The sequence below is a fragment of the Rhizobium sp. NXC24 genome, from assembly GCF_002944315.1.
Classification (GTDB): domain Bacteria; phylum Pseudomonadota; class Alphaproteobacteria; order Rhizobiales; family Rhizobiaceae; genus Rhizobium.
Genome location: NZ_CP024311.1, coordinates 2,037,579 through 2,057,406, shown reverse-complemented (window position 1 = coordinate 2,057,406; position 19,828 = coordinate 2,037,579). Strand labels below are relative to the sequence as shown.

The following is a 19,828-nucleotide window of genomic DNA, read 5'->3' as shown; positions in this document are numbered from 1 at the left end:
CGCCTCGGGAGCCGCAGCACCGCTCCATCCTTGCACTTTTCCTGATTAGCGCAGCCGCATCAATACCGGAGCTTGGCCATTCGGCGCGGTAATGTGCAGGTGGATGTGGGCTTCCGGCTGGGAATAGCGCCAGGCGCGGGCTCCGTGGCAAAGCAGGACGGAGATCAGGTCCTTCGTCTTGCTGCGCGAACGCGAACGGCTGAGGCCGAGATCGGCCAACCGCATGGCTGCCTCATGCAGCGGATGAAGAGCAAAGCCCTTCGATTTCATCTTTCCCCCGCCATCGAGCGAGAAACCCGGAAAGTTCTCGTTCATTGCCATTTTCACATCCCCGTAACACATTACAAACTCAGGGCCGGCCTCATGATCATCCAAGGCCGGAAGAACCGGATATCGCTACGCAAAATCCAGTAGATTTCTGAACGATGCGGCACGGAAAGCCGTGTCACATCCTTATTCCAAGCTCGCCCAGCACTTCACGCCGGCCTTCTTGAGAGCCTTGCAGGCGTTGACAGCCGCATTCTGGTCCTCGAAGCCGCCGAAACGGGCGCGGTAACCGCCATCAAAGGCAAGCGTATAGGCCTTGGCCGAGCGCAATGCCTTGCCGCCCTTGCTCTTGGCGGTATCGAGCAGATCGCTGGCGCCGTCCTTGCTGGAGGAGATGCCGATCTGGACGACCCAGCCGGTCGGGCCCGCCTCATCCTTGCTCGCCTTGGTAACCTTCTCAGGCTTTTCAGCCTTTTCCGTTTTCTCGACCTTCTGGGTCTTAATGATCTTGGTATCCGATCTGGAGGTCGAGGCCGTCGTGACGGCGTCGACCTCATCCGTATCGCTTTCATCCGTAGTCGCCGATGTCGGTTCGATGGAAGCCACTTCATCGGATGCGGCGCGTTGCTTCTGCTTGGTCGTGAGCAACGGATTGCTCGACTTCGGCGTGATCGCCGCAAAAGCCGCGGCGCTCGACGGCTGCTGGTCGTCGTCAGCCTCGGCGGTCTCGTCCTTGCTCATCTTCGCGCTGCCGGCAGCCGCCATGCGGGCGCTTGCAGCCTGGACGTTGGGCGTTTCCACCTTCGTCTGGGCGACGACATTGGAGTCGATATGCTTCGTGGATGCCAGCGGCAGGTAAGCGGCGATCAGCTTGCGCATCTGGTTGTCGCGGGCGGGCGTCGAGGCGCCACCGAGAACGACGCCGACGATCGAGCGGCCGTCGACCTTCACCGAAGTGGCAAGATTGTATCCGGCAGCACGCGTGTAACCCGTCTTGATGCCGTCAACACCACGGACCGAACCGAGCAGATGGTTGTGACCCGGGATCACTCTGTTGCCGAGGCGAAAGCTCGTCTCAGAGAAGAAGCCGTAATATTGCGGGAAGTGCTCGCGCAGGGCGACGCCCAGGCGGGCCTGATCGCGCGCCGTCGTCATCTGGGCGGTGTTCGGCAGGCCGTTCGGATTGCGGTAGGTCGTCCGCGTCATTCCAAGCGCACGGGCCTTGTTGTTCATCATGCGGGCGAAATTGTCTTCCGAGCCGCCAAGCATTTCGCCAAGCGCCATCGCCGCATCGTTGGCGGACTTGGTGACGATACCGAGAATCGCCTCGCGAACGGTCACCGAGCGGCCGGTACCGATGCCGAGCTTGGTCGGGGCCTGCGAGGCTGCATTTTTCGAAAAGACGACAGGAGTATCGAGTGTGATCCGACCGGCCTCAAGCGCCTCAAAGGTCAGATAGACGGTCATCATCTTGGTAAGCGAAGCGGGATAGTGAAGCGTATCCGCATTTTCGCTGTAGAGAACATTACCCGTGTTCGCGTCAATAACGATGCCCGCGTATTTCGAGCCTCCGGCTGCATTCGACACATCGACGGTAACGGTCACCGTCGCAGTCGTGATTGCAAAACCGAACAGCACCTTCGCCAAAAACTTGCCGGAGCTTGATGAGGATGCGGAAAAAATTGATCTGGACACTACTTCACTCTCTGCTTGCATTTACGTTCTCAATTATCCGGCCGCCGCCTCCATGAGCGCCCGTTGGCTCTCAAGAGTAGAGGTTTAGCGTTACCAATCGGTTTATGATGAACAGTTGGTTTCAGGATTCCGCATCATTTTAGTCACCACTTACGGAGATTCCGTCGTGCCGGCCGCATCGACAAGGCGTGTCTTCACGAAATTCTGGACAGCGGCATCCATCGTCTGCCAGTCGCCAAGCTGATGACTGGAAAACCGATAAAGCACGCTGAGATCCTTGCCGACCCTGATGTCCCGCTGGCAATCGCCGCTGGTCGCCCCAGCGGGCGAGGAGGGCAAGATGCAGCGCACGACATAATCCGGCTCGCCAGCGCGCGGCGCGGTCAGAAGCACTTCGCCACTATAGCCGGCGTCGGCGCGCAGACGATGGGCCGTCAGCCCATGTGGACCGGCGAAGGCGTCGCCTTCCATCAGATGCGAATAGATCGGCTCCAGCCGGCCGGACATGTCGCGTGACATCGTGCTCTGGCTGAGCTGTAGGAAAATCAGCGAGGAGGATTGGGAAATATCGTCAAAGCGCAAGCGGTCGGCATCGCTATAGCCCTGCATCTGCGGCCAGGTGAGGTAGAGATCGACGCGTTCCGCGACGCCGTTTACGCGTTCGCTCGGGAAACGGATGGTGTTGGCGCCAAGACGCAACGTATCCTCGCCGATCGTCACTGTGATCGGCTTGATATCGGCAGTGTGGCCGGCCAGTGAGATTTTTTCGCCGAGCCAACGGCCACCAATGGTGATGGCAACGGTAAGTGCGGCGAGTACGGCAACGCCGGCCGTGAGACGATAAACGAGGCCGCTCGATATCAGCGGCTGTTCGTCGATCGAGGAGGCGGATGACAGAGGAGGGGTCATGCTCTTGCCTTCGGTTCCATCCCGCCTTGGAAACCGTCGTCAATGACGCGTCCGCCGCGGCTCAAGACCCCTGATGAGTCTCGCTGTGGAATGATTGCCGCCACATTGGTTAATGAGCCGTTAAGAATGCGTCGGCTTGCATATTTATCGGCACAAATACCTTTGCGAAAATCGGGGCGGATTTCGGGCTGAAGGGGTTGATCGTTTCACGAAATCATGGGAGCCGATCTATCTTTTTGCCCCTTCGCAATGCCGGATGAACCGCCGGGCGTTTTTTCGGGCAATTGCCCTGGGCACACCCCGGAAACGAAAAGAGCCGTTCCCGGGACAGCGGGAACGGCTCAGAGGCGCCGGTCAGGACAGAAATGCGGGGACAGACCGGGGCCTTGACTGAGACCACCGGTGCTAGGTCACCGGTGATCACGTGGCGGAAACACGACCTACTTCAAGCTGCCGACTGCAACGGCGCGGCCATCCTGTATCTTGACCCAGCGAGCCGGATCGTCAGCGGACTGACGCTTCAGGAAGGTGTATTCGGTATCCGACCAAAGCTTCACCTTATTGCGCATATTGTCGAGAACGAAGTCGCCGCGATCGGTGCGCACCGTCAGCACGGCATGGCCTTCACCGTTCGGCTGCAGCACGACCGTCATCAGCAGGTCGGAGGCCGAAAAGCCGGCGTCGATCAGCTCCTTGCGCTTCAGCAGAGCGAAATCCTCGCAATCGCCGGCAGTGGTCGGGATCGCCCATTTTTCCTCGACGCCATAGAGATCCATATCGGTCATAGGCTTGATCGTCGTATTGACCGTGTAGTTGATCTTCAGGATGGTCTTCCAACGATCTTCGGTAAGAATAGCGGGACCGGCATCGCCGCCGGCATAGGCGCATTCCCTCGGATTTTCCTTGCAGAACTCATAGTGACCGATCGGCGGCGCGGCATCGCCGGTGATCGTCATATTGGCCGGCGTCGCATGGGCGAAGCCGAGACAGCCAAAGGTAAAAAGAGCCATTGCGGCATAACCGCGAAGAAGGAATTGAAAGCCCATGTCCGTGTCCCTGTTTTATTGGGACCAGAATGACATGCAGGCTTTTATCCGACGCAAAATTACGTAGTCAAATTAAGGACTTAGTTGATTCAAATGCGCGTAGAATTGTCATAAAATGAGCGCAAAACTTGAATCAAATTTTCGGGGAATTCGATTAAAATTCGAATGTTTTTCCGCTTGGGGTTCCGTATGGAGATTCTGCGTATCCGCTTGTTTTTAAATAATTTTGTTTTCGCCCACAAATGTCGGCGAGGAACACCGTTTGCCGGCAGCAGCGCCGAAATAGGACGGTAGCTTCGTCTCGGCACATCGCCCGAACCTCACGAATGTCGGAAATCCCCTCAGGCTGTGCCATTTTGGGAAAAGGCGTGCTCAAAAAAATTTTGAGTTTTTTCGTTGCCATCAGCCGATGACGCGAAATTCGTCCGTCGCTTCGACAATGGCTGCCGCTATCTCCGACGTCGCCGGCGAATGGGCGGAATTGGGAACCACGACCAATCTTGCCGCAGGCCATGCCCGCGACAGCTCCCACGCGGTTATGACGGGTGCCTCCAGATCGAGCCGGCCCTGGATCATCGTGCAGGGGATACCCTCGAGCCGGTTGATGTCCCGCAGTATCTGGCTCTCTTCCAGCCAGCCGCGATAATGGAAGTAATGCGTGATGATGCGCGCTCTTGCAGTGAGATATCGGGGATCGGACCAGCGGCTGGGCAAAGTCGTTTGGGTATCGACGAGGATCGAAGCCGATTCCCAGTCGTGCCAGTCCTTGGCGGCTTTGACATGGACGGCCGGATCCAGATTAAGGAGCAGGTGATAATATGCAGCCACCAGATCGCCATTGCGCTCGCTCTCTGGCACGCCAGCACGGAAGCGAGCCCATTCTTCAGGAAAGAAGCGGGCAAGCCCGTTATAGAGCCAATCGATCTCGGATTGCCGCGTCATGGTGACCCCAACGACAATGAGGGCTGCGACGCGTTGCGGATGCGTCTCGGCGTAGATCAGCGCCAGAGTACAGCCCCAGGAATTGCCGTAGACCAACCAGCGCTCGATGCCGAGGAAGAACCGAAGCTGCTCGATGTCGCCAACTAGGTGCCATGTGGTGTTGGCGGAAAGGTCTGCCCGCGGCTCTGACGCATGCGGCAAGCTTCCGCCGCAGCCGCGTTGGTCGAATTGAATGATGCGATAATGTTCCGGATCGAAAAAGCGGCGAGTACTGGCGGAACTGCCGGAACCCGGACCACCATGCAGGACGACGACTGGAACACCGTTCGGATTGCCCGATTGCGTCCAGCAAATGCGATGCGCATCGCCGACGTCAAGCATGCCCTGATCATAGGGCTCGATTTCAGGATAAAGCGTCTTCATCGGCCGTCACACAGGCAGAGGGGTGAAACGCCGCTATTTCACCAGCCGGCGTGACAGCACGATGACAAAATTAGAGGAATTCGCGCAAGGTCTCGCGAGATTGCAGCGAGAGAAATTCGATCGCGACGCCTTCAATGAAGTGGCGTACGACACGGCCGCGCATGTTGCCGAGGCGTACCGGCGTGCCGATCGGCGGGCGTGCCTCGACATCGACGGCCGCACCCGAAAGCGACAGGTCCATGATGCGGCAGACATAGCGCGTGCCGTCTTCCAGCGTCAGTTCGCTGAGGGTATTGCGCGGTGTCAGACGGTCGTGACGACGATCTTCCGGCAGACCGAGCTCATGCTTGTTGGCCAGCCAAGTGAGCTGAGCGGCGAGCTTCTCGCGCTTGCGGTCGGTGGCGTTGATCGACATGCTGAAGCCGCGGGCGTCGACGGCGACAACATGGCCCTCGACCCGGCCGAGATGGTCGATATAGGCGACGACACGCTCATTGGTGCGCGGGCGGCCAGGGCAGGTGACGTACATGTCGCCGGGCGACATATCCGTGACCAGGCATTCGAATTCTTCGTAGTTGGCCAGCATCAGGCGGCCCTGCATGTTGATCGGAACCCGCTGAAAGGTCCGCTGATCCATGCGCGGCGCATTCCCCGCCAATTGATTTGGCCGCGTCGTCTGGGCTGACTGGAATGAATGCATGAAAAGGCTTCTTCAACCGATTATGTCTCATGCAATCACTAGCCGAAACTTCTTAAGGTAAGGTTGTCTTCTCTGAGGGATAGCTCAGAGAAGACGGTTGAATCTGTATCGCGATGGATCAACCGGTCCTTCATCGCGTCCACCCGCCTTAGGATTTAGGGCGTGATGAGAGGTCAAATCGACGGGATCGAGATGCGGCGACAATTCGACGCGCCGGGCGGGACGCTCGTACAGCAGGCGGCTGCGATCGAGCGCCAGGAACTCCAGACGTTCGCCACCAAGCCATGACGCATGGGCAACCGGCGTCAGGCAGCCAAGCAGCCGATCGCAGATATCGCCGGCCGAACGCACCGGCATCAGCACCATTTCGAAGGCCATATTGCGGCCGCTGATGCTGTACCCGGTCGCGTTGATCAAGGCAGGAACGACATGTGCCATCACGCCGGCGGCGATGCGCACGGGATCGTCAGGCTGGCTTCCCGCCCACAATGCGGCAAAGCTCTCGCCCCGAAGCTCGCGGCCCATGAAGCCGCAGATCGCCGTTCCGGCCAACCGAAAACGCGGCGTCTCATCCGGCACCGACTCCAGAATGAAGAGCTGGGGCAGAATATGGCGGACTGCCGAAGGCTGTATCAAATTACGCAGGGGAGCATCCGCGTTGCCGCGAAGCTGCTCCCAATAGGTAAATATCTCTGTGCTGGTTTTCTGCCGCATGACGCGCCTGTGTCCCATTTCAATTCAGATGCAGGGGCATTCATTGCCCTTACGTCATGCCTTGCTTATTTCGTGCCACGGCCGAGCCATTAAGGTTAACAGAGGGTTTCATTTGCCTTGCGGGGCCATGAGTGGGAAGAATAGACCATCACTTCACGAGGGTGACCTTCAGCACAAACTATTCTCGGGCGTGGGACATAACCATTGCGGCACATCCCAGCGAGGAGCGCCCGAACAAGCCGTCCAACGGGGTTGGGCGGCTTTTTTTTTGATATTCGCTGCTGTATGTCTCGAGTCCCTTCTCAAGATATCAGAGCAAATCATGGATGATGCAGAGCCGCCGCGCCACGAGCCCGAGGAAAATCGGCCGCCGAAGCGGGTTCCTGCTTTCAACCTGCCGCCCGTCATCCTCGCAAGCCTCGGCCTGCTCATCGTCGTCTTCGCTATTCAAAACCTGCCCTGGTGGTCGGACGATACGCTGAATTGGCTATATTTCACCTTCAGCTTCATTCCCGCGCGTTACGCCTTTCCGCTGTCGCAACAGGGGCTGGAATGGCTGTGGACGCCGGTTACCTATTCGCTCCTGCATGGCAGCATCGAGCATATCGTCTTCAACGGGCTGTGGCTTATGGTCTTTGCCGCTCCCGTCGCGCGCCGGATCGGTGTTGTGCGCTACGTGATCTTCTGGGTTCTTTCAGCGGCTGCATCCGCATTCCTGCATGCCGCCATCTATTGGGGCGACCAAAGCTTGCTGATCGGCGCATCGGGCGTCGTTTCAGGGCTGATGGGAGCGGCCTGCCGTTTTGCCTTTCCCGCCATGGATGGCCGTCGTGTCGGCATTCGGCAGGCCCATCTCAATCCGCGGCTGTCGATCCTGGCCTCGCTGCGCAGCCGCACGGTCGTCGCCTATATCGTGATGTGGATCGCGGGCAATGCGCTCGTCGCTTTCGGCATCACGATCGTCGGCGACAGCACGCAGCCGGTGGCCTGGGATGCCCATATCGGCGGCTTCCTTTTCGGCTTTCTGCTGTTTTCCCTGTTCGACCGGGAACCCCGTATCGAACTCGAAAACTCGGCTCCATAGGCGGACGAAGCTGTTGCTTTCTTGGCCTCACTAGCGCACCATTGACACCTATCGGCCGCAAAGGGAGGAGACCGACGCGGATCGATGAAGGTAGCATCGGTCCAGGTCCGGAGGCGATTCGGAACAAATCCGAGGCTCATTTGTTCACTTTGCTTTCGAGATGGGAGGATCGAATGTCTGTTTCCGTTAAAGCCATACTTGATGCCAAAGGTCGCAATGTCACCACCGCCGGGGGAAATACGACCCTTGCAGAAGCCGCCAAGATTCTGAGTGAACACCGCATCGGCGCCATCGTCGTCGTCGGGATGGCGGGCAAGATTTCCGGCATTTTCACCGAACGCGATGTCGTCAACGCGGTCGCCAAGCACGGCCCAGACTGCCTCAACCAGCCGATTGCTTCACTGATGACGGCGAAGGTGCACCGCTGCAAGGAAGACACTACCACCGACGAGCTGATGGAACTGATGACACACCGCCGCTTCCGCCATGTTCCGGTCGAAGACAAAGGCAAGCTCACGGGCATCATCTCAATCGGCGACGTCGTAAAATGGCGCATCCGCGAAATCGAGCTCGAGGCCGAACAGATCAAGGCTTACATCGCCGGGTGAGGAGCGGTTCGGCATCGCCGCTGCAATCGACCCAGTGGGTCGATTGCAGCGGCGAACGCCCTGAGTCCAAAGAGAAGGACCCGGTGGCGCGGCACTTGGGAGCAATCCCGCTCGCCGGAGCCGAAATCGGCTCCGCATCCGCAGCATCCTTCCATTTCCGAATGAGTCATGCCCTATCTGGCAAAGGCTTCCTGCATGCGCCTGATTTCGGCGAGCCGGATGGAGGTCTCTTCATAGCCGCGCTCGATCGCTTCGCCGGCGCGATGAAACTCTGAGAGACCGATGTCGCTGAGGCGCGGATGCAGCGCCAGGTCCGGCGGATCGCCGGCGAGGCGTGCGCGAGAAATCCGATCCTGGATGATGTTGAAAGCCTGCACCATCACCCCGGTCATGCCGAGCTTGGTATAGGGCGCCTCATCCCGGCGTTGCGGCTCGCCATTCAATGGACCGGAATTATGTTTGACGACGGCCGAACGGCCGAAAAGATCGTAGTGCAGGTTGACGGCGACCACGAGTGGCTGCTCGTAGGCACGGCAGACAGAAACGGGCACCGGATTGACCAGCGCCCCGTCGACCAGCGTGCGGCTATTGGTGCGCACCGGCTCGAAAATGCCGGGCAGGGCATAAGATGCCCGGAGTGCCGTGATCAGAGAACCGTTTGTGATCCAGACCTCGTGGCCGGTATTCAGTTCCGAAGCGACCGCGACGAAGGGACGGTCCAGATCCTCGATTGCGAAGCCTTCCAAGTGTTCCTGCATGCGCTTTGTGAGCCGCATGCCGCCAAAAAGACCGCTGCCGCCGATCGTAAGATCGAGGAGGCTGGCGATGCGGCGCATGGTCAGTGAGCGGGCAAAACCCTCAAGCTCGTCAAGCTTGCCGGCGAGGTAGCAGCCGCCGACCAGGGCGCCGATTGAGGTGCCGGCGATCATGCCGACCTCGATGCCTGCCTCATTGAGGGCACGCAATACGCCGATATGCGCCCAGCCCCGGGCAGCGCCACCGCCGAGTGCCAGCGCGATCTTTACTTTCTTAGGGGGAGCGGGAACAGCGGGTGGAGGGGGTGTGTCCTGTGAGATGGTCGGACCTGAACCGGCAGGAACCTGCCCGGCGCTCTGACGAATCAACCCCCAGTTCAACATGGCTTTCCTCCGAGGCGTATACTTGCCTCTTGCTGAAATACTGTCCCTTTTTTGTTTCCAAATCGTATATTTGGCTGTTGCTGACCAAGCCGGCGGGCGGTGCTTAGTGCCCATAAACCTCGCCGGGATCGAAATGCAGATGATCGTCGACGACGTTCAGCACAGGCTTTCCATCCTCCAGCTCGACCGTGCGATAGAAGCAGGAACGTCGTCCAGTATGGCATGTTGCATCGTGACCGGCGACCTCAACTTTCAGCCAGATAGCATCCTGATCACAATCGGTACGCATCTCCTTCACCGTCTGCAGATTTCCGGAGGTTTCACCCTTTTTCCAGATTTTCCCACGCGAACGGCTGAAGTAGTGCGCCGTTTTTGTCTTAATGGTCAGTGCCAGGGCCTCGGCATTCATATGCGCGACCATCAGCAATTCACCATCATGGGCATCGGTGACGATCGCGGTGATCAGGCCGCGATCATCGAAACGGGGCGTGAAATCGCCCGCATCCTCAAGCACGGATTTATCTTCGGAAGGCTCGTTGAATACCAGGTTCATCTCGGCTCTTTCGTGGAAAGCCCAATCAGCGGCTCCGGACCATCGTCATGAAGCGGACCTGCTCGGCCGGATCGGCCTTGAAGGCGCCGGTGAAGGTCGTCGTCAACGTCGACGAGCCCTGCTTCTGCACACCACGCATCGCCATGCACATATGCTCGGCTTCGAGCATGACGGCGACGCCGCGCGGGCGCAGCGAGTCGTCTATGGCGTTGGCGATCTGAGCGGTCATGGCCTCCTGCGTCTGCAGGCGGCGGCCGAAGATTTCAACGACACGGGCGATCTTCGACAGGCCAAGAACGCGGCCATTCGGGAGATAAGCGACATGCGCCTTGCCGATGATCGGTACCATGTGATGTTCGCAATGCGAGAAAAATGGAATGTCGCGCACGAGGACCATGTCATCGTAGCCGGAAACCTCCTCGAACGTACGGCCGAGCACGTCCTCGGGGTTCATCTCGTAGCCGGAGAAGAGTTCGCGGTATGCCTTGGCGACGCGCGTCGGCGTATCGAGCAGGCCTTCGCGCTCCGGATCGTCACCTGCCCAGCGAAGCAGAACGCGGACAGCGTCTTCGGCTTCCTTTTGCGACGGGCGGTCCGATACCGGATTGGATTCAAGCGCTTGCGGAAAGTTCTTTACAATGGCGTCCATTACCTGTGGTCTCCTGATCCGCACCGCGGATCTTATTTTGTCGGACTCGCCACTGGTATCCTCCGGAACGTGGAGAACTATGCACCTTTGGCGGGCTCCGGGGCGTTCTGGCTGGCGGACAAGCCTGCCGTCCTGCACGGTTTCCCATCAAACTTACAGAAGACCATTGCAATTTAGTGGCCTTCGAACGACATACATATAGTATGGCATTGCCCCTGTGAAAGTATCCTAACGAGACACGCTGTGTTTTTTGTTATGAAACACAAAACGGGGCGCGTCGGAGCAAAGCGATCATGGACGACATCTACAACAGCAAGATCTTGGAATTTGCCGGCAATATCGAACGCATCGGCAGCCTTTCCGACGCCGATGCAAGCGCTCAGGCCCATTCCAGACTTTGCGGCTCCCGCGTCAAGATCTGGCTCAAAATGGACGGCGATGTCGTGACCGATTTTGCCCACGACGTCAAGGCCTGCGCCCTCGGACAGGCATCTTCCTCTATCATGGCGCGCCATGTCGTCGGCGCTACCGCCTCCGAAGTACGCCAGGCACGCGAAGACATGCTCGCCATGCTGAAGGCGGACGGCGAGGGGCCAATAGGGCGTTTCGAGGATATGCGTTATTTGAAGCCGGTTAAGGATTACAAGGCGCGGCATGCCTCGACGATGCTGACCTTCGATGCCGTCGTGGATGCGGTCGGTCAGATCGAGGCGGCGCGCGGCTCCAACGAGGCCATAACGGCCGAAGCCGTTTAATCGGGGCCGCACGCGATGTGCCATCTCTGCTCAATGCAAGATGACGAGGATGACGGAGGGGCGGCTGCGAGCTCCAAAAGGCTAGGACGCGACAAAATACCTCCTCACCACAACGGCAAGCCAAGCCATTCCCGCAATTATTCCGGCCCCTTCCGCAAGACGCCCGACCGGCTTCTCGGCATGGGCCTCATCCGCTTCTATCAACTGACCCTTTCCGGTTTCATCGGCAATTCTTGCCGTCATATCCCGACCTGCTCGGAATACGGCTACGAATCCGTCGCCCGTCACGGTCTATGGGCCGGCGGTTGGATGACGCTCTTCCGAGTGGCGCGCTGCGGGCCGGGCGGCACCGGCGGGCTCGATCCCGTGCCGGAGACGATGGGGACCCGCTATCATTGGTGGATGCCCTGGCGTTACTTTTCCCTCGGCCGGAAACCGGCCGGAGCGGCATGAAGACTTACGTCGCATTGCTCCACAGCATCGTGCTCGGCGCCGGACGCAGGGTAGTCATGAGCGATCTCAAGGCAATGGCCGAGGAGCTTGGCTTTTCCAACGCCAGAACCCTCGTTGCGACCGGCAATCTCGTTTTCGAAGCGGAAGAACAGCCGATCGCGGAGATCGAGGCACGGCTTGAGGCGGGATTTACCAAGGCTTTCGGCAAATCCGTCGACATTATCGGCCGCGATGCCGAGGGATGGCAGAAACTTGCCGCCGGCAATCCGTTCAAGGACGGCGGGGGCAGCGAAGTCATCGTCCGCGTCATGCGCAAGCCGCTCGATGCTTCTATTATTGCTGGGTTCGATAAGAATCGTGGCACCGAGCGCATCAGAATCGTCGATGGCGACCTCTGGATCGACTTCGGCGGCAAGGCAAGCAAGACACGTCTGCTGCCAGCGCTGACCACCAAACGCCTCGGCGTCGGCACGTTGCGCAACTGGAACACCGTGCGCGGATTGGCCAAGATGATCGGCAAGTAAAGGCTGCTTTTCCTTTACTAAATCGCTAAATATCGCTATCAGGCGACCGCACTCAATCAAGATTGATTGACCGCATCTTTCAAAACCACCCGCATTCGTTGGCGGGACTGGACAAGGAGAATTTCGATGTCCCAATCCGTTTCCCTGACATTTCCCGATGGTTCCGTGCGCAGCTACGATGCTGGCGCAACCGGCCGGGATGTTGCCGAATCCATTTCCAAGTCGCTTGCCAAGAAGGCCGTCGCCGTTGCGATCGACGGCACCGTGCGTGACCTTTCCGATCCGATCACCGAAGGCAAGATCGAGATCATCACCCGCAACGACGACCGAGCGCTGGAACTGATCCGGCATGATGCGGCGCACGTCATGGCGGAAGCGGTGCAGGAACTGTGGCCCGGCACGCAGGTCACCATCGGCCCGGTCATCGAAAACGGCTTCTACTACGACTTTGCCAAGAACGAACCCTTCACGCCCGATGACCTGCCGGTCATCGAGAAGAAGATGCGCGAGATTATCCAGCGCAATGCGCCGTTCACCAAGCAGATCTGGTCGCGCGAAAAGGCAAAGGAAGTCTTCGCCTCCAAGGGCGAGCGCTACAAAGTTGAACTTGTCGATGCCATTCCGGAAGGGCAGGATCTCAAGATCTATTACCAGGGCGATTGGTTCGACCTTTGCCGTGGTCCTCATATGGCTTCCACCGGGCAGATCGGCTCGGCCTTCAAGCTGATGAAGGTGGCGGGCGCCTATTGGCGCGGCGACAGCAACAATCCGATGCTGACCCGCATCTACGGCACGGCCTTCGCCGAGCAGGCCGATCTCGATAACTACCTGCACATTCTTGCGGAAGCCGAGAAGCGCGATCATCGTCGTCTCGGCCGCGAAATGGACCTGTTCCATTTCCAGGAAGAGGGCCCCGGCGTCGTCTTCTGGCACGGCAAGGGCTGGCGGATGTTCCAGACGCTGGTGTCCTATATGCGCCGGCGGTTGCAGGGCGACTATCAGGAAGTCAACGCGCCGCAGGTGCTCGACAAGTCGCTTTGGGAAACCTCGGGTCACTGGGGCTGGTATCGCGACAACATGTTCAAGGTTACCGTCGCCGGTGATGACACCGATGACGATCGCGTCTTCGCGCTGAAGCCGATGAACTGCCCCGGCCACATCCAGATCTTCAAGCATGGCTTGAAGTCCTACCGCGAACTGCCGATACGGCTTGCGGAATTCGGTGCAGTGCATCGCTACGAGCCATCGGGTGCTCTGCATGGCCTGATGCGCGTGCGCGGCTTCACGCAGGACGATGCCCACATCTTCTGCACTGACGAGCAGATGGCCGCCGAGTGCTTGAAGATCAACGACCTCATCCTGTCGGTCTATGAGGACTTCGGCTTCAAGGAGATCGTCGTCAAGCTCTCGACACGCCCGGACAAGCGTGTCGGTTCCGACGACCTCTGGGACCGCGCCGAAAGCGTGATGATGGACGTGCTGAAGACCATCGAGGCGCAGTCCGAAGGACGCATCAAGACCGGCATTCTGCCGGGCGAGGGCGCTTTCTACGGGCCGAAGTTCGAATATACGCTGAAGGACGCAATCGGCCGTGAATGGCAGTGCGGCACGACGCAGGTCGACTTCAACCTGCCGGAACGCTTTGGCGCCTTCTATATCGACCAGCATTCCGAAAAGACGCAGCCGGTGATGATCCATCGCGCCATCTGCGGCTCAATGGAGCGCTTCCTCGGTATTCTGATCGAGAACTTCGCCGGCCATATGCCGCTTTGGGTCTCGCCGCTGCAGGTGGTGGTCGCGACCATCACTTCGGAAGCCGACGAATATGGCAACGAGGTTGCTGAAGCGCTGCGCGACGCCGGGCTCGATGTCGAGACCGATTTCCGCAACGAGAAAATCAACTACAAGATCCGCGAGCATTCGGTGACGAAGGTTCCAGTGATCATCGTCTGCGGTAAGAAGGAAGCCGAGGAGCGCTCGGTCAACATCCGCCGCCTCGGCAGCCAGGCACAGACGGCAATGTCGCTCGACGAAGCCATTGCCTCGCTGGCGCTCGAAGCGACGCCGCCGGATGTCTTGCGCAAACGTGAAGCCAAGCGGGCCAAGGCCGCTTGATATCAGATGTTGTCTGACGGCACCTTCAAGGAGCCGTCAGACAACTGACATGAAACTTTAATATATATGATGAATCAAACTGTTGCGCGCCTTTCCTGACATTCGGCGCAATTGAATTCAAGGAGCGGGGCAGCCCGTCGCGGATTTGGATTTCAAAGAATTATCCTACGCCAATGAACGGGATACGCGCATCAAGCGCTGGTTCATCCGCTCCATCGAGGGCCTTTCGGGGCGCGATCGCTATGCCCGGCTTTACGACATCTGGCGCAGCGATATCGTCGGCAAAAGCGAACGTGTCTTTGGCAAGATGCTCGATCTCATCGATGTGCGCTTGATTGCCAAGGGCGAATGGCCGCCGCAGGACATTCCCGATGCGCCGATCGTCATCGTCGCCAACCATCCCTTCGGTATCGGCGACGGGATCGCCGTCCTGGCACTCGCCGAACAGCTCGGCCGTCCGTTCAAAGTGCTAATCAACAACGAACTGTTGAAAGTGCCTGAGATGAACGACTATTCGCTGCCGGTTTCGTTCGAGGAAACCAAGGAGGCGATGGCGATCAATATGAAGACGCGCCACGAGGCCGTTCGCCTGCTCAAGGAAGGAACGACAATCATCGTTTTTCCCGCCGGCGGCGTCGCAACGGCCAAGAAGGGCTTTGGCCGCGCCGAGGACTTGCCGTGGAAAATCTTTCCGGCAAAGCTCATTCAGGCGGCGCGCGCCAGCGTCATTCCCATCTATTTCGAAGGGCAAAACGGCCGGCTCTTCCATCTTGCCAGCCGCGTCTCGATGACCCTGCGCATCTCGCTGCTGATCCGCGAGTTCCGCCGTCTTTCCGGCAGCACCATCACTGCTCATGTCGGCAGGCTGATGAGCTGGGAGGCACTCAGCGAAGGCAACGACCGCAAGGATTTGTTGTCGAAGCTCTACAGTGCGGTATTTTCCATGGCGCCTCCAAGGCGGGCGCTACGGAAGAAGGCCGTATAAAGACCGGCGCACGCAAATTCGAAGCCCGTCTCGCCTCAGTCCATGCTTTCGCCATCGTCGCCGCCAGCCGACGGTGCCAATTGCTCGTAGGTCGGCAACGGGTGCTGCTGGCCAGAGGCGGCCGGCTTCGTTTGCGGGGCTTGGTTTTGCTGCACCTGTGCCGACGGGATGGGAATCTGCTGCGCGGGCTGCTGCTGATCGTTGGCGTCCTGCGGCTGCTGTTCCTTCATCAGCACTTCAATATCGGTATTCTTGCCGGCCGCGACGGCAAAGTCGCGCTGATAGATCTTGTCCTTGTTGCGGGCAATGGCCGTATATTGGCCCTCCGCAAGTACCATGGTGGGGAAGGCGCTGAGGCTTTCGCCGACGATATCGCCGGAAGAAGTCAGGATCGACCAGGCCGTATCGGCGATCGCCTCACCGCCGGCGTCCGACACCAGCTTGAAGGTGATTTTCGCCGCCTTGTGCTGAATCGTCGCTTCGGTCACCTTGCCGGTTTCCACCTGGATGTCGGCACGGATGACGGCGTTGACGGCACCATATTCGGAGACGACGTGATAGGTGCCGGCGCTGAGGCCCACCAGCGTGTTCGGCTTGACACCGGACATGACGAGACCGCGCTCGCCGTCTTCCTTCGCATCGTTGGAATAGATCGAAAAACTCAGCTCATCCGGCGGGATGCGTACGTCGGAGCCGGAGACGGCGTTCAGCACCATGCCACCGGCGTCGAGGACCATGATCTGCTTCTGCAGCACGCCGCTTTCAGGCACGGTCAACTTCTTGGTGACGCCGGCGCGGCCGAAGGAGACGTTGACGAAATAATCGCCGGGCATGAGATGAAAGGACGCCGAGCCGCCTTTCGAGCTCGCAACCAGCGGCAGCTTGCCGTCGGCACCGGCAAAGGGGCTGAAGACATACCAGGAAAGGCCCTGCAATTGCGGGCCGCTGTCAGGCCCCAGCTTCGCCTCGAGCGAGACGTCGCGCAGCGTTTGAGCGGATGAATTTTCCCCGCCCGGCGCGATGAAGGCGTTGAGCTTCGGCATCTTCACGCTACCGTCGAGCTGCTTGAACTCCTTGAAGGCATCCTGCGCCGACGCAACAGTGCTCAGGCTCGCGAGTATCGCGAAAGCCGTACCCAATCGGCGAGCGGATGAAATGCCTGACATGAGTTCCTAACCGATTGACTTCCGGTAAAACACACGCCACTTCAAGACCAATGCAGTGGCAAATTCAAGACCCACTTCCTCCCGCGCATGAAAATGAAAGCAATCATTCCATGAAAACCGATATCAAGCTGGTCGATTATCTGGCGGTGCGCCGATCCATTCCCGCTTTTCAGATGATGGAACCCGGCCCGGATAAAGCCGAAATCGAAGATATTCTGCGGCTCGCCTCGCGCGTGCCGGATCACGGCAAACTCGCCCCGTGGCGCTTCATCGTCTATCGCGGCGAAGAGCGCGCGCGGATCGGCGAAGAGCTATTGAAGCTCGCGCTCGAAGCTAAGCCGGACTTGTCCGAAGAGATGATCCAGGTCGAGCGTACGCGGTTCACCCGCGCGCCGGTCGTTATTGCAGTCGTCAGCAAGGCGGGGCCGCATTTCAAGATCCCGGAATGGGAACAGTTGATGTCGGCCGGCGCGCTTTGCCTTAACCTGCTGATCGCGGCGAATGCCCATGGCTGGGTTTCGAACTGGCTGACCGAATGGTTCGCCTATGACGAACGTGCCTATCCGCTGCTCGGCGTCCAGCCGGGCGAAAAGGTAGCCGGCTTTATCCATATCGGTTCTTCCACCTTCCCATCTACCGAGCGCCCGCGCCCGGAATTGACCGAGACCGTGACCTGGGTCGGCGGCGAAGACGCGTGATGTTCTACACGACGGACACCAATCGCCATGGCTTGGCCCATGATCCCTTCAAGGCCATCGTTGCGCCGCGGCCCATCGGCTGGATCGGCAGCAAGGGCAGGGACGGTTCGCTCAATCTATCGCCTTACTCCTTCTTCAACGCAGTCAGCGACCGGCCAAAGCTGGTAATGTTCTCGTCGGCGGGCCGGAAGGACAGCGTTCGCAATGTCGAGGAAACCGGCGTTTTCACCGCCAACCTCGTCAGCCGCAACCTCATCGAAAAGATGAACCATTCCTCGATCGCCGTGCCTTACGGTATCAACGAGTTCTCCCTGGCCGGGCTGACTGCCGAACCCGGCAGGCTGGTCGACGCTCCCTATGTCGCCGAAGCCTTTGCCGTGCTCGAATGCCGGGTGACCGAGGTCATGCAGCCTAAGGGGCTGAACGGCGAGCCATCGGAAAATATCATGGTCCTCGGCCAGGTCGTCGGCATCCATATCGATGAGGCAATCATTCGGGACGGCCGGCTGGATATGGCGCTGGCGCGGCCCGTCGCACGCATGGGCTACATGGACTATAGCGAGGGCAGCGATGTCTTCGAACTGCTGCGGCCAAAAGCGCCGTGACATCAGTGCTCTGCCGGGCCTCGCATTAGTGGTTAATAAATAAGGTAAACGGCCCGTAAACCTTTCATCGTTAACGTATCCGATATGAGTTTGCGGGCCGAGAATCGTCCCGCCGATATCGAGGCGTTACGTGATCATAGAAGCATTTCTTCGCTGGGCCGAGACCGCCAAAGCAGAGGGTAGGGCGAGGGCTGCCAATGCACTCGGGCGGGCCTATCTGCAATCGGTGATGCCACGAGAAGAGCGGGCCGCCGCCGAGATGGCGATGACCTATATGCTCGACGATCCATCGCCGCGCGTGCGCCTCTCGCTGGCCGAGGCCGTAGCCCGTTCCCCGGATGCGCCGCGTAACGTCATCCTGTCGCTGGCGGAAGATCAACCCGAGATCGCGGGGCAGGTCATTCTGTTTTCCCCTGTGTTCACCGATGCAGATCTTGTCGACCTCGCGCTGCGCGGTAGCAATGTGACGCGCGTGCTGATCGCCTCGCGCGGACGGGTATCGCGGTCGGTTTCCGCAGCGCTCGCCGAAATCGGCGGTGAGACCGAAATCCTTTGCCTATTGGAAAACGACGGCGCCTCGTTGTCGCGCGCTTCGTTGAAGCGGATCGCCGAGCGCCTTGGCGATCACGCCGACATACGCGGTCTGCTTCTGGATCGAGACGCGCTGCCGTCTGACATCCGTCACCTTCTGATGCGGCATGTCAGCGAGGCGCTGGCGGGCTCAAGTCTCATTCAGGCCACGATCGGCGCGGGCAGGCTTCAGCACCTTACGCGGGAGGCCAGTGAGGCGGCGACGGTTTCCATCGCCGGCACAGTGCAGCATGAGGACATTCCCGATCTGGTCGAGCACCTCAGGCAGTCCGGCTGGTTGACGCCGGCTTTCCTGATGCATGCGCTTTGCTCCGGCAAGGTGGACTTCTTCGCCGGCGCGATCACCAATCTTTCGGCCTGCGACGAGCGGCGCGTGCGCTCCATCCTTTCCACCGGCCGCGTTTATGCCGTCCGCGCGCTTTATGAATCCGCCGGCCTGTCGCGCGATATCAGCCTGGTCTTTGTCGAGGCGACATTGATCTGGCGTGAGGCATCGCGCGCCAATGGCGGCACCATGTTGGAAAATGTTTCGGCGCGGTTGATGCGTAAGTTCCGACTTGCAGAACAATCGCCCATCGCGGCATTGCAATTGCTGGACATGGTGGAGAAGCTTGCCAATGCGGAGCGCCGGCAGACGGCGCGGACATTCGCGGCTCTGGCAGCTCTTGCCGCAGCGTGATAGTCATCGGCTATTGCAGCTTTAGGAATCTATCTTGCCGCTAACAATTGCCGTTGAATCACCGCGCCAAGACGGCGTTATCCGTCTTCTCGACATGTCCAGTGCCTATGCGCAGTCGCTCTATCCGCCGGAGAGCAACCACTTGCTCGATCTGGAATCGCTGGAGAGGCCCGAAGTGACCTTCTGGGTCGCGCGGCTCGATGGCAATGCGGTCGGCTGCTGCGCGCTGGTCGAGGCGGGGGATGGCACCGCGGAGATCAAGCGTATGTTTGTCGATCCGCTTGCCAGGGGACGCAAGGTCGCACAGATGCTGATGGAAGCGCTGGAAGAAAAAGCGACGGAAAGGACGCTGACGGCGCTACGGCTCGAAACCGGCATATATCAGCCGGAGGCAATCAGCCTCTACAGCAAGTTCGGCTATACGGAGATCGGACCGTTCGGCGGCTACGGGCTTGATCCGCTCAGCCTGTTCATGGAGAAGACTTTCCCGCAGGGATAAGACGCCCAGATTCCAGAGATTGGAGCGAC

At 59.3% G+C, this 19,828-nt stretch carries 22 protein-coding genes; 11 read left to right on the top strand and 11 right to left on the bottom strand.

Annotated features, from left to right (window positions below):
* Positions 1-45 precede the first annotated feature (45 nt).
* The 7 genes from NXC24_RS10145 to NXC24_RS10115 all read right to left on the bottom strand — a co-directional run bounded on the left by NXC24_RS10145 (position 46) and on the right by NXC24_RS10115 (position 6,696).
* Positions 46-321, bottom strand: coding sequence for a hypothetical protein (locus NXC24_RS10145; protein WP_104823162.1), 276 nt, complete (start codon positions 319-321; stop codon positions 46-48).
* 132 nt (positions 322-453) lie between these two features.
* The gene (locus NXC24_RS10140; protein ID WP_104823161.1) at positions 454-1,983 is read right to left on the bottom strand and encodes a serine hydrolase; all 1,530 of its coding nucleotides are present in this window, start codon (positions 1,981-1,983) and stop codon (positions 454-456) included.
* Positions 1,984-2,112: 129 nt separating this feature from the next.
* Entirely contained in the window at positions 2,113-2,871 is a 759-nt protein-coding gene (locus tag NXC24_RS10135) for a hypothetical protein (RefSeq protein WP_104823160.1), read from the bottom strand.
* Between the two features lie 440 nt (positions 2,872-3,311).
* Positions 3,312-3,881, bottom strand: a complete 570-nt coding sequence (locus NXC24_RS10130; protein WP_245463977.1) for a transglutaminase-like cysteine peptidase — start codon at positions 3,879-3,881, stop codon at positions 3,312-3,314.
* A 438-nt stretch (positions 3,882-4,319) separates the two neighbouring features.
* Positions 4,320-5,282, bottom strand: a complete 963-nt coding sequence (gene pip / locus NXC24_RS10125) for a prolyl aminopeptidase (protein WP_104823158.1) — start codon at positions 5,280-5,282, stop codon at positions 4,320-4,322.
* A gap of 70 nt (positions 5,283-5,352) precedes the next feature.
* The gene (locus NXC24_RS10120) at positions 5,353-5,982 is read right to left on the bottom strand and encodes a PilZ domain-containing protein (protein WP_104823157.1); all 630 of its coding nucleotides are present in this window, start codon (positions 5,980-5,982) and stop codon (positions 5,353-5,355) included.
* Positions 5,983-6,066: 84 nt separating this feature from the next.
* Positions 6,067-6,696, bottom strand: a complete 630-nt coding sequence (locus NXC24_RS10115) for a PAS domain-containing protein (protein WP_245463959.1) — start codon at positions 6,694-6,696, stop codon at positions 6,067-6,069.
* Positions 6,697-7,003: 307 nt separating this feature from the next.
* Between NXC24_RS10115 and NXC24_RS10110 the strand changes: the two genes are divergently transcribed.
* On the top strand, positions 7,004-7,780 hold the full coding sequence (locus tag NXC24_RS10110; protein ID WP_199773573.1) for a rhomboid family intramembrane serine protease: 777 nt from the start codon (positions 7,004-7,006) through the stop codon (positions 7,778-7,780).
* A 173-nt stretch (positions 7,781-7,953) separates the two neighbouring features.
* Positions 7,954-8,388 (top strand): CBS domain-containing protein, encoded by a 435-nt coding sequence (locus NXC24_RS10105; protein WP_104823154.1) that lies wholly within the window; start codon positions 7,954-7,956, stop codon positions 8,386-8,388.
* Positions 8,389-8,561: 173 nt separating this feature from the next.
* On the opposite strand, the gene NXC24_RS10100 is transcribed toward NXC24_RS10105, so the two are convergent.
* The 3 genes from NXC24_RS10100 to folE all read right to left on the bottom strand — a co-directional run bounded on the left by NXC24_RS10100 (position 8,562) and on the right by folE (position 10,729).
* Complete coding sequence (locus tag NXC24_RS10100) at positions 8,562-9,527, bottom strand: patatin-like phospholipase family protein (protein WP_104823153.1); 966 nt, start codon at positions 9,525-9,527, stop codon at positions 8,562-8,564.
* A gap of 103 nt (positions 9,528-9,630) precedes the next feature.
* Positions 9,631-10,080, bottom strand: a complete 450-nt coding sequence (hisI, locus tag NXC24_RS10095) for a phosphoribosyl-AMP cyclohydrolase (RefSeq protein ID WP_104823152.1) — start codon at positions 10,078-10,080, stop codon at positions 9,631-9,633.
* A 25-nt stretch (positions 10,081-10,105) separates the two neighbouring features.
* Positions 10,106-10,729, bottom strand: a complete 624-nt coding sequence (gene folE, locus NXC24_RS10090) for a GTP cyclohydrolase I FolE (protein ID WP_104823151.1) — start codon at positions 10,727-10,729, stop codon at positions 10,106-10,108.
* Between the two features lie 293 nt (positions 10,730-11,022).
* Here folE and NXC24_RS10085 point away from each other — a divergent pair, with 293 nt between their 5' ends.
* From NXC24_RS10085 to NXC24_RS10065, 5 genes are all read left to right on the top strand, one after another.
* Positions 11,023-11,484: an iron-sulfur cluster assembly scaffold protein gene (locus tag NXC24_RS10085; protein WP_199773552.1), complete on the top strand. Its 462-nt coding sequence runs from the start codon at positions 11,023-11,025 to the stop codon at positions 11,482-11,484.
* Between the two features lie 15 nt (positions 11,485-11,499).
* Positions 11,500-11,937, top strand: a complete 438-nt coding sequence (gene yidD, locus NXC24_RS10080) for a membrane protein insertion efficiency factor YidD (protein ID WP_104823149.1) — start codon at positions 11,500-11,502, stop codon at positions 11,935-11,937.
* Positions 11,934-12,461 (top strand): DUF1697 domain-containing protein, encoded by a 528-nt coding sequence (locus tag NXC24_RS10075; protein ID WP_104823148.1) that lies wholly within the window; start codon positions 11,934-11,936, stop codon positions 12,459-12,461. The genes yidD and NXC24_RS10075 overlap by 4 nt, the downstream gene beginning before the upstream one ends.
* Before the next feature lie 126 nt (positions 12,462-12,587).
* Complete coding sequence (gene thrS / locus NXC24_RS10070; RefSeq protein WP_104823147.1) at positions 12,588-14,576, top strand: threonine--tRNA ligase; 1,989 nt, start codon at positions 12,588-12,590, stop codon at positions 14,574-14,576.
* 145 nt (positions 14,577-14,721) lie between these two features.
* A complete protein-coding gene (locus NXC24_RS10065; RefSeq protein WP_104823146.1) occupies positions 14,722-15,561 on the top strand; it encodes a lysophospholipid acyltransferase family protein in 840 nt (279 codons plus the stop codon).
* Positions 15,562-15,596: 35 nt separating this feature from the next.
* Here the strand turns inward: NXC24_RS10065 and NXC24_RS10060 are convergent, their stop codons facing one another.
* Positions 15,597-16,727: a hypothetical protein gene (locus NXC24_RS10060; RefSeq protein ID WP_104823145.1), complete on the bottom strand. Its 1,131-nt coding sequence runs from the start codon at positions 16,725-16,727 to the stop codon at positions 15,597-15,599.
* A 110-nt stretch (positions 16,728-16,837) separates the two neighbouring features.
* On the opposite strand from NXC24_RS10060, the gene NXC24_RS10055 reads away from it, so the two are divergent.
* From NXC24_RS10055 to NXC24_RS10040, 4 genes are all read left to right on the top strand, one after another.
* Positions 16,838-17,425 carry a nitroreductase gene (locus NXC24_RS10055; RefSeq protein ID WP_104823144.1) on the top strand — a complete coding sequence of 196 codons (588 nt, stop codon included), beginning with the start codon at positions 16,838-16,840 and terminating at the stop codon, positions 17,423-17,425.
* On the top strand, positions 17,425-18,030 hold the full coding sequence (locus tag NXC24_RS10050) for a flavin reductase family protein (RefSeq protein ID WP_104823143.1): 606 nt from the start codon (positions 17,425-17,427) through the stop codon (positions 18,028-18,030). Before NXC24_RS10055 ends, NXC24_RS10050 begins: the two co-directional genes overlap by 1 nt.
* A gap of 115 nt (positions 18,031-18,145) precedes the next feature.
* A complete protein-coding gene (locus NXC24_RS10045) occupies positions 18,146-19,300 on the top strand; it encodes a DUF2336 domain-containing protein (RefSeq protein ID WP_104823142.1) in 1,155 nt (384 codons plus the stop codon).
* Between the two features lie 34 nt (positions 19,301-19,334).
* On the top strand, positions 19,335-19,799 hold the full coding sequence (locus NXC24_RS10040) for a GNAT family N-acetyltransferase (RefSeq protein ID WP_199773551.1): 465 nt from the start codon (positions 19,335-19,337) through the stop codon (positions 19,797-19,799).
* The last annotated feature ends 29 nt before the right edge of the window (positions 19,800-19,828 follow it).

Coding starts and splice junctions, on each gene's coding strand:
- NXC24_RS10145 (WP_104823162.1), bottom strand. CDS start 321: ATGGCAATGAACGAGAACTTTCCGGGTTTCTCGCTCGATGGCGGGGGA.
- NXC24_RS10140 (WP_104823161.1), bottom strand. CDS start 1,983: ATGCAAGCAGAGAGTGAAGTAGTGTCCAGATCAATTTTTTCCGCATCC.
- NXC24_RS10135 (WP_104823160.1), bottom strand. CDS start 2,871: ATGACCCCTCCTCTGTCATCCGCCTCCTCGATCGACGAACAGCCGCTG.
- NXC24_RS10130 (WP_245463977.1), bottom strand. CDS start 3,881: ATGGCTCTTTTTACCTTTGGCTGTCTCGGCTTCGCCCATGCGACGCCG.
- pip (WP_104823158.1), bottom strand. CDS start 5,282: ATGAAGACGCTTTATCCTGAAATCGAGCCCTATGATCAGGGCATGCTT.
- NXC24_RS10120 (WP_104823157.1), bottom strand. CDS start 5,982: ATGCATTCATTCCAGTCAGCCCAGACGACGCGGCCAAATCAATTGGCG.
- NXC24_RS10115 (WP_245463959.1), bottom strand. CDS start 6,696: ATGCGGCAGAAAACCAGCACAGAGATATTTACCTATTGGGAGCAGCTT.
- NXC24_RS10105 (WP_104823154.1), top strand. CDS start 7,954: ATGTCTGTTTCCGTTAAAGCCATACTTGATGCCAAAGGTCGCAATGTC.
- NXC24_RS10100 (WP_104823153.1), bottom strand. CDS start 9,527: ATGTTGAACTGGGGGTTGATTCGTCAGAGCGCCGGGCAGGTTCCTGCC.
- hisI (WP_104823152.1), bottom strand. CDS start 10,080: ATGAACCTGGTATTCAACGAGCCTTCCGAAGATAAATCCGTGCTTGAG.
- folE (WP_104823151.1), bottom strand. CDS start 10,729: ATGGACGCCATTGTAAAGAACTTTCCGCAAGCGCTTGAATCCAATCCG.
- NXC24_RS10085 (WP_199773552.1), top strand. CDS start 11,023: ATGGACGACATCTACAACAGCAAGATCTTGGAATTTGCCGGCAATATC.
- yidD (WP_104823149.1), top strand. CDS start 11,500: ATGTGCCATCTCTGCTCAATGCAAGATGACGAGGATGACGGAGGGGCG.
- NXC24_RS10075 (WP_104823148.1), top strand. CDS start 11,934: ATGAAGACTTACGTCGCATTGCTCCACAGCATCGTGCTCGGCGCCGGA.
- thrS (WP_104823147.1), top strand. CDS start 12,588: ATGTCCCAATCCGTTTCCCTGACATTTCCCGATGGTTCCGTGCGCAGC.
- NXC24_RS10060 (WP_104823145.1), bottom strand. CDS start 16,727: ATGTCAGGCATTTCATCCGCTCGCCGATTGGGTACGGCTTTCGCGATA.
- NXC24_RS10055 (WP_104823144.1), top strand. CDS start 16,838: ATGAAAACCGATATCAAGCTGGTCGATTATCTGGCGGTGCGCCGATCC.
- NXC24_RS10050 (WP_104823143.1), top strand. CDS start 17,425: ATGTTCTACACGACGGACACCAATCGCCATGGCTTGGCCCATGATCCC.